Annotated in this window: 8 protein-coding genes and 3 pseudogenes; 9 read left to right on the top strand and 2 right to left on the bottom strand. The window is 37.5% G+C overall.

The window, feature by feature from the left end:
* Positions 1-12 precede the first annotated feature (12 nt).
* On the top strand, positions 13-1,425 hold the full coding sequence (locus ACOI1D_RS13095) for an amidase (RefSeq protein ID WP_422501738.1): 1,413 nt from the start codon (positions 13-15) through the stop codon (positions 1,423-1,425).
* A gap of 177 nt (positions 1,426-1,602) precedes the next feature.
* On the opposite strand, the gene ACOI1D_RS13100 is transcribed toward ACOI1D_RS13095, so the two are convergent.
* Complete coding sequence (locus ACOI1D_RS13100) at positions 1,603-1,980, bottom strand: PH domain-containing protein (RefSeq protein ID WP_422501739.1); 378 nt, start codon at positions 1,978-1,980, stop codon at positions 1,603-1,605.
* A gap of 676 nt (positions 1,981-2,656) precedes the next feature.
* On the opposite strand from ACOI1D_RS13100, the gene ACOI1D_RS13105 reads away from it, so the two are divergent.
* Positions 2,657-2,752 (top strand): putative holin-like toxin, encoded by a 96-nt coding sequence (locus ACOI1D_RS13105; RefSeq protein ID WP_422501740.1) that lies wholly within the window; start codon positions 2,657-2,659, stop codon positions 2,750-2,752.
* Between the two features lie 133 nt (positions 2,753-2,885).
* Here ACOI1D_RS13105 and gntK read toward each other — a convergent pair whose 3' ends face one another.
* Positions 2,886-4,412, bottom strand: coding sequence for a gluconokinase (gntK, locus tag ACOI1D_RS13110; RefSeq protein ID WP_422501746.1), 1,527 nt, complete (start codon positions 4,410-4,412; stop codon positions 2,886-2,888).
* A 17-nt stretch (positions 4,413-4,429) separates the two neighbouring features.
* On the opposite strand from gntK, the pseudogene ACOI1D_RS13115 reads away from it, so the two are divergent.
* From ACOI1D_RS13115 to ACOI1D_RS13145, 7 genes and pseudogenes are all read left to right on the top strand, one after another.
* Positions 4,430-4,663, top strand: a pseudogene (locus tag ACOI1D_RS13115) (MurR/RpiR family transcriptional regulator); the annotation flags it as partial.
* Between the two features lie 419 nt (positions 4,664-5,082).
* A complete protein-coding gene (locus tag ACOI1D_RS13120; RefSeq protein WP_422501741.1) occupies positions 5,083-5,865 on the top strand; it encodes a class I SAM-dependent methyltransferase in 783 nt (260 codons plus the stop codon).
* 322 nt (positions 5,866-6,187) lie between these two features.
* Positions 6,188-7,363 carry an MFS transporter gene (locus tag ACOI1D_RS13125; protein ID WP_422501742.1) on the top strand — a complete coding sequence of 392 codons (1,176 nt, stop codon included), beginning with the start codon at positions 6,188-6,190 and terminating at the stop codon, positions 7,361-7,363.
* A 133-nt stretch (positions 7,364-7,496) separates the two neighbouring features.
* Positions 7,497-9,515, top strand: a complete 2,019-nt coding sequence (locus tag ACOI1D_RS13130; RefSeq protein ID WP_422501743.1) for an ABC transporter permease subunit — start codon at positions 7,497-7,499, stop codon at positions 9,513-9,515.
* A 23-nt stretch (positions 9,516-9,538) separates the two neighbouring features.
* Positions 9,539-11,026, top strand: a complete 1,488-nt coding sequence (locus ACOI1D_RS13135; RefSeq protein ID WP_422501744.1) for an ABC transporter permease subunit — start codon at positions 9,539-9,541, stop codon at positions 11,024-11,026.
* Between the two features lie 125 nt (positions 11,027-11,151).
* Positions 11,152-11,544 (top strand): annotated as a pseudogene (gene tnpA / locus ACOI1D_RS13140) (IS200/IS605 family transposase).
* Positions 11,545-11,560: 16 nt separating this feature from the next.
* Positions 11,561-11,966, top strand: a pseudogene (locus ACOI1D_RS13145) (RNA-guided endonuclease TnpB family protein); the annotation flags it as partial.

Here is an 11,966-nt window from a genome sequence, read left to right on the forward strand (position 1 = left end):
TGAGGTTCCCGTATGCCTGAAAACTATACAGCAGACGATCTAGCAAAAAAAATAAAATCCAAATCTATTTCATCCGTCGAGGTGATGGAATATTACATGAAACAGATTGAAGAAAAGAATGGGCAAGTAAATGCATTTGTAACAGTCAATCCAAATGCCATGGAAGAAGCAAAGCAAGCAGATCAAGATGTTATTGATGGAAAAAAACTAGGACCTTTACATGGCGTACCAGTTGGTATTAAAGATTTAACACCTACAAAGGGGATTAGAACCACTTTTGGGACAAAGGTTTTTGCAGATAATGTACCTGATCGTGATGCAACAATAGTGAAACGGTTAAAAGCTGCCGGTGCTATTATTCTTGGCAAAACAAATACGCCTGATTTCGGTCACAAAGGAACGACGGATAACTTGTTGTTTGGAGCAACTAAGAATCCATGGAATTTAGATAAAACATCGGGAGGTTCCAGTGGCGGTTCAGCCGCTGCTGTTGCGGCCAATATGGTTCCGTTCGCTGAAGGAAGTGATGGAGGAGGGTCTGTCAGGATTCCAGCAAGCTTTTGTGGTGTATATGGATTTAAACCATCATACGGTAGAATTCCAATGGATAATAGTTCAGTAAACGCCTTTGGTTCGAACAATCCATTCGTAAATCATGGACCACTTTCACGAACTGTTCGTGACGCAGCACTTTTTGTTGATGTAACACAAGGTCCATCAACAACAGATCCATTTTCATTACCTAGATTTGATGAGGATTTAGTCAATCAATTAGAAGGCGATTTAACAGGTGTTAAGATTGCTTTCACAAGAGATTTTGGTATGTACACAGTAGATAAAGAGGTACTGCATGTCATCGACCAACAGGTGGTAAAGTTACGTGAGTTAGGTGCAGATGTGGAAGAAGTATCCATGGACTTTGGCATGACGTTACATCAGTTTCTAGGATTTTTCAAAAATACCTGGTATGCGTCAGCGGCGGCAGGAGGCGGGACGTTATTGCGTGATCACCCTGAATTACTAACTCCTTCCTATCAAACAATGATTGAACGAGGGTTCGATATTTCAACAAGTGAGTACATTGGGTATCAGCAAAAACGAACAATTGTCTGGAAAGAACTTCAAAAGCACTTTGAAACCTATGATCTCGTTATGTCACCATCACTTGCAATCCCAGCGTTTGACCATCAATTGATAGGGCCAGAGGAAATTGAAGGCGAGAAGATTGAAGCTGATTCAGATTGGATGATGACACATATCTATAATATGACAGGATTGCCTGCTGCCTCTATTCCAGCAGGGTTTACCAAAAGTGGTTTGCCAATCGGCATGCAGCTTGCAGGAAATCGTTTTAACGACGGACTCGTATTGCGTGCCAGCCATGCATATGAAAAATTAATAGGCGGATTTCCGGTTTTAGAATAATAAAATAGTGTATGGTATTTTTTCTCGAATATGTTTAAATGAAGTAACCTCACAAGGGGGCAATCCAATTGCCGCGTATTCTTCTTGGTGTGGTGGTAGTGGCGAGTACAATTATCCTGACAGCTTTCCATTAAAAGAAGAGAGGGGCAGAAAAGAATGCTTCCTCCCTTCTTAATGTTAACCATTTACATATTCTGACAGAACACGTTGCACCTTATAAATATTGAGTTGTTTATTAAAGGTTTTTTGAATAGGTGTTTGACTGCTTGAAATCCATATTTTAAGTTCAGCTTCAAGATCAAATGTACCAGCTGTTTCAATGGCGAAATGTGAAATACTTCTGTATGGAATAGAGTGATATTCGACTTTTTTGCCGGTCATTCCCTGTTTATCAATTAAGAGAAGCCTCTTATTGGTGAAAATAATTAAATCACGTATCAGCTTATAAGCATGCTCTACTTTTTCTGAAGCAGTTAATAGTTCAGGTATTTCCTTTTCAGCCTGACTTGGCTCTATTTCTGAAGCGTTGCCCATCATCCCATCAAAAATTCCCATTTAAATTTCCCCTTTCGTGTTTACACTAGTATAACAAAATTCCATTAGCTTTAAAATCGGCTCATTTCGTAAGTTTTGTTGCTTTTTAATCTTCGTAATTGATACAAAATGCGATGTAGTGAAAATTTTCTCGCCATCCTGCGATCGCTGGGAAAAATCACTACGCGCACCTTAGGGCTTGCGCTGAGCCTCCTAAGCTCGCAAAGACCGCTCACTGCGGGGTCTCAACACTTTGCTTTCCCGCAGGAGTCCTCGTGTTTTTTCTCCGCTGTTGTGGTGAACGATAGAAATCCTTTTTATCGATTTGCGCATGAATTACCAACAATTATGGCGGTTGCTTGGAGCGGAGGACCGTTGACTCCTGCGGGAACAGCACGAGTCTGAAGACCCCGGAGAGTGGTTTTCTCGAGGAGGCTGAAGCCGTGCCCGCGGAAAGCAACGGTCCGCAGCGGAAAACAACCAGCAGTTATGTCGCAGTTTATACATATGATTAACCAGCGCATGTCTCAAATGATAACGGCATACTATTACTTTTTGCTAGAACAACACTTTTAAAAATGGATGCGCCTTCTGTGTGAACGACGTTACCATTTGGAGATGCGGTTAATATAATACAACAGATAAGTCCCTTAAGGAATAATTGCTATCCTTCCTCTTACTAGGAGGTGGTGCCAGCATGAGTTTTTATGAAGTGTTTATGGTACTGATTGGGTTTGGTACCTTTTTAATTGCTTTGCTTGCGTTAGTAATAAAATTGATTAATAGAAAATAGACCTATCGACTTACCTTTAAAAGGTAGGTGAACAGGTCTAAGTTAGGGTAGCGGGATTTGTAGCAGGTTAACTTATCCAGAACCACAACATTGTCTGTGGTTCTTTTTACATATAGCTTGTAATTAGTAAAATCTAAGACGTCTCATCTCCTATATGTTTACGTTGAAAAGACGTTATGCTTTCATATTCCTCGCTAAATAAACGTGACAGTCGTATATAAATAGGGAGAAGTTCTCTATAAACATTAGTAGTTGACGCATCTGGATGATGTGTATGTGTTTGACCAATCATTTCTTTAACAACGCTAAAATCATCTATTTCGCCTAATGCATACATACCTAATACGACAGCTCCAAGACAAGAACTTTCATAGCTTTCAGGTACCACTAAGGGCTTATCAAATATGTTTGCCATTAATTGACGCCACATCTCCGAACGAGCAAAGCCTCCAGTTGCCTGAATCTTTTTAGGCTCTCCAGTTAATTCTTCCAGAGCCAGTAAAACGGTATAAAGATTGAAAATGATCCCTTCTAATACTGCACGTATCATATGTTCCTTTTTGTGATGAATACTTAAACCGAAAAAGGAACCACGTGCATTCGCATCCCAAAGAGGAGCGCGTTCACCGGTCATATAGGGGTGAAAAATTAACCCGTCCGAACCAGGATTTACTTCAGATGCAATTTTAGTTAATACATCATAGGGGTCAATGCCCAGTCGCTTTGCAGTTTCAACTTCAGAAGCTGCAAATTCATCTCGTAACCACCGTAGGATTATACCACCATTGTTAACTGGACCGCCAATAACCCAATGATTCTCAGTCAACGCATAACAAAATATTCTTCCTTTAGGATCTGTCCGTGGTTTATTGGAAACAGTCCGGATAGCACCGCTTGTCCCAATCGTAACAGCAATAACTCCTGGCTCAATTGCATCTACACTAAGGTTGGATAATACTCCGTCACTGGCACCAACGATAAAAGGCACGTTCTCTTGGAAACCAATGTAAGAACGGTAGGACTCTTTTAATGTGTTCATTTGATAGGTAGTTGGAACAAGTGATGATAGCTGTTCAGCTGTAACACCGGCCAGTTCTAATGCTTCATTATCCCAATCCAACGTTTTAAGGTTAAACAAACCAGTGGCTGAGGCAATTGAATGATCAACGACATATTCACCAAAAAGTTTATAAAATACATACTCTTTAATGGAGATGAATTTAGCAGATTTTTCAAAAATAATTGGCTTTTCATTACGTAACCATAACAATTTGGAAAGTGGAGACATTGCATGAATTGGTGTTCCAGTACGCAAATAGATTTCATGACCATTATGCTTGTCTTTAATTTCCTGGGCATACTTTGCACTTCGCGTATCTGCCCAGGTAATGCTCTTCGTAAGGGGGTTATTTTCAGCATCTACAGCAATTAGGCTTTGCATTGCTGATGAGAATGAAACTACTAACTTAAGATTTTTCGCTCTCTCAGCGCTTGTTTTATTAACTTCCTTCATACAATCTAAAACTGCATTAAAAATCTCGTCCGGATCCTGTTCTGCAACTAAAGGACTTGGAGTATGTAAAGGGTAATTGACAGTGTGACTTGCGATAACTTCGCCTTTTTTATTATATAGAACGTCCTTTGTGCTTGTTGTCTCTATATCTACACCTAAACGTTCAAACGATAAGTATAACGAACTTCACCAAGTCTCCTTTAACAAAAGAAGCAAACATTTCATTATATACAGTTGCTGAAGAAACAGATTTCCGTTCAGAAGCGCTATCATCAAGAATTGCACAGCTAAGTATAATTGATGCGCTTTATACAAATGTAATGATAGCCAAAAAAGAACAAGGTAAGCAGGCTATAGGAAAAATGCGTAAGGCAATTTCACTAAAGCGATACGAATAAAGAGGTTTTCTAAACACGAACGAGGTTCAGTTATCAGGGAGAAACACTAATAATGCAGTAATTAGGGGGGGCAAATCGCATAGCGTTTGGCATCCCTTTTTTGGCAGGTAAGAAAGTATGAATCCTTTCTTACTGCATAAGTGCAACTAAGTCGCCATTAGGGCTTGGCGATAAGACAAGTTTTCTAGGTGTTATTTCAGCATATAGATTGTTTTAATAACTTACTTTGCACCCTACTTACAGTCAGTACATAAATTTACAAAATTTTCGAATTGACCTATAAAACGCATACCATTTAGTGGCGTTCATTTTGGTATTATAGTAATTAGTTATCTTTCCAATTATCTAACCTGCTAGTTAGTTGAAAAATGATTATGTTATAGTAGTTTTTAATATTTTTAATCTTAGGAGGTAACAAAATGGATACATTAAAGCAAAATAGTGGTGCTTGGGATAAGAAGGTTGAAGATGGGGCTGTATACACAAAACCAATAAGTGAAGAAATAATTAAAAAAAGTAAGATGGGTGATTGGGGGATAAGGACTACGCCAACAAAAGTTGTTCCAAGGGAGTGGTTTCCCGAATCATTAGAGGGGAAAAAAATACTTTGTTTAGCATCTGGAGGCGGACAACAAGGTCCAGTTTTAGCCGCAGCAGGTGCTGAGGTTACTGTTGTTGATTTATCTGCTAAACAATTAGAACAAGATAGAATAGTTGCTGAACGAGATGGGCTGAATATTGTAACTGTACAAGGTAGTATGACGGACTTGCATTTCTTTGATAATGAACAGTTTGATATTATTGTTAATCCAGTATCTAATCTATTCGTAGAAAACTTGTCTCCTGTTTGGAAAGAAGCATCAAGAGTTCTAAGAGATAACGGCATTTTAATTGCTGGGTTTACGAATCCTCTTCTATTTATATTTGATGATGAAGAAGATATGAAAGGTAACTTGGTTGTCAAAAATTCAATTCCATCATATTCTTTAGACAACTTAACAGAAAGAGAAGCTGAAGAATACCTTGAGGCAAATAACACGATTGAATTTGGACACACCTTAGAGGATCAGATTCAAGGACAAATTGACGCTGGGTTTGTCATCGCTGGGTTATATGAAGATGATTTTGGTGGAAACAGACCGTTAGATAAATTCATTAAGTGTTTTATCTCTACAAAGGCTGTAAAAGTAAAGATTAACTAAGACAAGGTAAAGGTAATAGATTAATTAATTCAACAGGTGGAGTAGAGATTTCTAATTCATTTTGTGCAAAACTCAGACTTTCCTAGTGATGATTTTATCGGAGGGTAGGTGTACTATAAAACCAAATGAAAATTCATTCTTAAAGTGATAAGCGCTTAGCTAATTGCATCTTATTCTATTAATAAAGATAGGTAAATGAAACAAGGTGAATTCTACTAGTTAAAATTAATAGAAAGACCGATATCGAACTTAAATCCCCCTACACATTCTGGTCATCCTCCTGTATAATTATATTTCGGGTATCGAAGAAAGGAAGGTAATTATGACTGAATTAGCTACAGCAACAAAGCCTTCTGATAAAATTTGGACTAGAGATTTTATACTAATTTGCGCGGCGAATTTTTTTATTTTTCTTGGGTTCCAAATGACACTGCCAACCATTCCGTTATTTGTAAAGGAACTTGGTGGAAGTGATCAGTTAATCGGGATTATTACTGGTGTTTTTACTTTTTCTGCACTTCTTTTCAGACCTTATGCAGGTCACTTACTAGAATCAAAGGGTAGAAAGCTTGTTTATATGTTTGGCCTTGCAGTATTTGTTTTTTCAGTCGGTACATATGCATTTATAGCAAGTATTTTCTTTTTATTTATCATGCGAATGGTTCAAGGAATTGGCTGGGGGTTTTCAACAACAGCTACCGGAACAATTGCGACCGATTTAATCCCACCTAAACGCAGAGGTGAAGGGATGGGGTATTTTGGGTTATCCGGAAATCTTGCCCTCGCATTTGGTCCGGCGTTAGGGTTAACGCTTGTCGGTATAATTTCATTTAAATCTTTGTTTTTAATCTGTGCAGCACTAGGATTTATGGCATTTTTATTATCATCTAAAATCAGGTATAAAACAGTTGAAAATTCTCCAAATAAGTCAGTAACTGTTAAGTTTGATATTTTTGAAAAGACAGCTATTCAGCCATCATTATTATTATTTTTTATTACTGTTACATTTGGAGGTATTGCATCATTTCTTCCTTTATATGCAACGCAGAAAGGAATCCCTGGTATTGAATCTTATTTCCTGGTTTTTGCGATATTCTTAATGGTTTCTCGTACATTTGCAGGAAAAATATATGACGCAAAAGGTCACATTTATGTATTTTTACCCGGAGCTTTATTAATATTGGGCTCCATGCTATTGCTATCATGGCTACCAAGCACAACAGTAATGTTAATTGCAGGTGGTATGTATGGTTTAGGTTTTGGAAGTGTACAACCAGCTTTACAGGCATGGGCAGTGGATAAGGCTGCAGACAATCGAAAAGGAATGGCGAATGCCACATTTTTTTCCTTTTTTGATTTGGGAGTTGGAGTAGGCGCGATAACCTTTGGCCAGTTAGCTTTTATGTATGACTATAGTGTAATTTATGCAACCTCAGCAGGTTCGGTTATGTTGTCTATTATATTGTATCTCTATTTACTATGGAAAACGAAAAAGTAACAGGTGGTAAGATTGGTAAAATAATAGTAGACTAATCTTACTGCATTGTTGTTCAGTAATCCTGAAAGTACATTATCTGGGCTTTTGACCCACCAATTATAAATAGATAAGTTAAAGCTAGGGGGGAAAGGTTATGAGATTGATCCGAGTAGGGATTTTTTATTTACTTGGAGTTTTTGCAATTATTTGTATAAGTGTGTTTCCGCAATTTTTTGCCAACACAGGAATATCAAATCCACTAGGTTATTTTAAGGATTTAGGCGCATTTCTACCTGAATTTGTACAATTCGATTCATGGGTCTATCAGGTTCCTCGTTCGCCAGGAGAATTTTCGTTACTTGGAACCTTGTGGGAGCCTTATATGTATTCAATGAAGATTCTATTGAGTGCGCTTCTCGCAGGTTTTTCATTTGCATTTATTTTCGCGTTTTTGACAAACTTCCTGCCACAGAGAATAATTCAGGGAATTAAAAGGGTTTTGGACTTCTTTGAATCAATACCCGATATCGTTATTGCAGCTCTCCTGCAAGCTTTAACTATCTATGTGTTTCATGCATATGGAGTAGACTTGTTTGCTGTAGCTTCTTATATGGACGAGCAGGCTTTTTTCGGACCAGTTCTTACACTATCGATATTACCAATGGTTTCTCTGTTCAAAATTCTCTTGTTAATGATTGAAGAAGAGTTTTTAAAGGATTATGTAGGTTTTTTAAAGAGTAAGGGTATATCTAAGATTGGCATTTTACTTCGACATGTGTTGAAAAACATTTTACCGACTACCTTTCATCATTCGAAAGTTATCATTTGGGCAACATTGTCAAGTCAATTTATTATTGAACAAATGTTTAATGTACATGGTCTGACTTTTTACGTTGTCGGCAGCTTTCAACCGATGACAATTGCAGCTGCATTAATTCTATTGTTCACGCCGTTTTTTTTATTTTTCCAGTTAGTTGATCTTTGGACAAACCAGGAAATTACGTATACACAGCAAATAAAAATGAAACGAAAGCTTTCGATTGAACCGTCCCAATTATTTAAAAATATAGTTACTAGTTTTAGCAACGTTCATTGGCGGAATATAAAGCCGTGGGCACCACTTTCTATCTTTTTTAGACACATGAAAAATTACAAGTTTGCAATTGGTAGTCTATTTTTTATTATTTTAATTAGTTATAGCCTCATTTACTCTGTTACGACAAACAATCACATAGATAAGGTATCAATTCTGTATGAGGCTGATGGTGTAAGTATTAAAAGTACACCACCACATCCACCGGGCACACCTTTTTTACTAGGTACTGATGGTGCAGGGTTTAGTATGTATGACATGCTTATTGTCGGAGCGAAGTACACACTAGTATTTGCCATAATTATTGCCATTTTACGAGTCTTTATTGGTTTGCTTGGAGGGATGTTCTTTGCCTTTGCAATTGGACCAAGGCATCAGAATTGGATTGAAAAAATGGTTGACTCTATTCACTTTCTTCCATTAAGTGTAATCGCCTATCTCTTGTTGGGACCAATCCTGATGGAGGGTTTCAGTGGATTCGCGTATTCAATGACGGAACGAATTGTTCTTGAAATTATAATTTTAACGATATTGGTTGTACCACTTACTTCCGTACTATTAGGGAATGAAATGAAGCGTGTCTTAAACTATGAATTTATTTTAAGTGCAAAAGTACTAGGTGGGAGCAGAGTTCATATCTTTTGGCGACATGTATTGCCTCACATTGGTGCTCGGATGACAATTCTATTTGGTCAGCAGTTTATTCAGGTGCTATTGATCTTTATGCATCTGGGTATCTTCAACTTTTTCTTTGGTGGAACAAACGTTAGCTTTGGCCTAGGTGCTGCGCCACCAAGAACGATAACCTACGAATGGTCAGGGTTAATTGGCTCAACAATGCACGCTATATCCTCAGGTGAATATTGGCTTATAGCATGGGTATTATTAGCGTTCATGGTGAGTATTTTTGCGATGCAGTTCATTATTCAAGGGGTAAAAGAGATGCAGCAGACAAAGGTTGGAGTCATGTATAAATTAAGGAAACATAAAGGAATGCGAAAGGCTGTAAGGCACAAAACTTTTCCTGAATATGAACCGTCTGCAGAAAGTTTCAAAAGAGTTGATAATAAACCGAACTAAGTATTGGACAACCGGAGGATATAATGAGAGCACTTAAACTTTTAACTTATTACTTACTTGGTATAATCGGGATAATTTGCATTAGTGTTCTTCCGCAGGTGTTTGCAACGAAGGGTATAACAGATGTGTTTGGCTATTTTCAGTCGTTAGGCAGTTTCTTGACTAAGCTTCCTAATCCTGAGGAGTGGGTATACAGAACAAGAGATTCTCTCGTAGCATTTCCTATTTTTGAGGTGATCTGGGAGCCGTATATATACTCGATGATGATATTTGGGGGAGCAATAATACTAGGTTTTTTCCTTGCCTTTGTACTAGCATTCTCATCAAATCTGCTACCACATAAGAGGTTGGGAGGGTTGAAACGGGTATTGGATTTTTTAGAATCTATCCCAGATCTTGTGATTGCTATTTTACTGCAAATTTTAAGCGTTTATGTGTTTAAAGCATTTGGAGTAGACTTGTTTAGAGTAGCTGGTTTTGCGGGTGAAAAGGTATTTTTTGCCCCAATCGTCACACTGGCCATTTTGCCTACGGTGTCACTGTTTAAAATTCTATTATTAATGATAGAAGAAGAAATGCTGAAAGAATATGTAGGATTTTTAAAAAGTAAGGGCATTAAAGAATTTGGAATTCTAATACGACATGTATTCAGAAATGTCCTGCCAACAACATTTCAACACTCAAAGGTAATTATTTGGGCAACCTTATCCAGCCAATTTGTCATCGAGAGAATATTTAATGTGCACGGTTTGACTTCATTAATTGCGGAAAGCCTTACACCAATGACAATTGCAGTAACTCTCCTATTGCTTTACACACCATTCTTTCTGTTGTTTCAGGTGGTGGATTTATGGCTTGTTGATGATCCAATCAAAGGCGAGCAGTTATTTACAAGTGAAAAATATTCATTTCGACCATTGCATACTATAACAAATTTCATCTATAGTATAGCTCATATACATTGGCGTGAAATAAAACCGTGGCGACCTTTTGTAACTGTCTTTAAAGTGATTATTAACCATTTAAAAAATTATAAGATAGCTATTGGAAGCTTGTTTTTTATAGGGATGATTAGTGTTAGTTTGTTCTATTCCATAACGACTGATAACCATGTCGAGAAAGAATATATAATCTATGAAGCTGATGGCTTAACGCTGAAAAGTACGCCACCACACGCGCCAGGAGAACCTTTTATATTAGGATCTAACAACGAAGGGGTAGATTTATTAGATGCCCTTGTTATCGGTGCTAAATATACATTAGTATTTGCATTATTGATAGCTGTATTAAGGGGTTTCATCGGAATGCTGGGTGGTATTCTTTATGCTTTCCTGTTAAAATCCAGGCAACAAGAATGGACGGAAAGGCTGGTAGATTCTATTCACTTTCTACCTTTAAGTGTAATCGCTTATGCACTGCTTGCACCAATATTAATTGAAGGAGTTTCAGGTTTTGCGTATTCATTACAGATTTTCCGAACGAGAAAGCCCGCTCCTTTAGGTGTGGGATGATAGTGAGGTCAAATACGGAGTACCACTTATAAACCGAAGGTTTGTGGTGCTTCAAGTATTTGAATATTTCATCATTTATGGCATGTTAGTTGCGCTTTTTTTATTATACTTATAAAATTGTATATATAGATGAATATAGAAGAACCAAAACAACCGTTTCGTTATTAAACTATCATTTTGTTTTCTGTCATCGTTATAGAAGGAAGGTTTTTCTTCGGGCAGATGTAGAAAAACGTTTCAAAGAGCTGGTGCAAGAAGTGTGTGTAGAATTGGAAATACAAATTATTGCTATTGAATGCGACTAGGACCATACACATATGTTTCTAAAAACGCTACCTATACGAAGTACTTCGGACATCATGGCAAAAATCAAGGGATTCACTTCCAAGAAACTAAGAGAGGAATTCCCTCACCTTTAGCATTTTCAAAGCCTTTGGGCACGTTCGTTTTTTGTATCCACTGCTGGCAATGTTTCAACCGAAACTATTAAAAGATACGTTGAAAATCAAAAGAACTAGTGAGGAGTAAAAACCTATGGTAAGAAATGCGAAACCGACTTATACAATCGAATTTTCTTTGCACATTCCTAGCTGGCAACAACATCGCTTGGAAAAAAAGTTTAAGATTGCCAGAACTGTATATAATTCTTGCCTAGGTGAAGCTTTAAAACGACATAAAGCAGTGAAGTCGGATAAAGAATACCGTAGACTCCTTAAAAAACCTAAGTGTAAAGAACGTGATAGTCAACTTTCAACTATTCGGTTAAATTATGGCTTTTCTGAATATGGAATACATAGCTTTGTGAAGTCTGTTAGAAGGAAGTTTAAAGAACACATTGGAAGTTTCGAAGCACAAAAGCTTGCAACCAGAGCTTTTCAGGCAGTCGAGAAACTTCATTTTGGTAAATCAAAAAAAGTTCACTTTAAAAATAGCACGGATA

The sequence above is a fragment of the Virgibacillus sp. DJP39 genome, from assembly GCF_049310925.1.
GTDB lineage: Bacteria > Bacillota > Bacilli > Bacillales > Amphibacillaceae > Virgibacillus_F.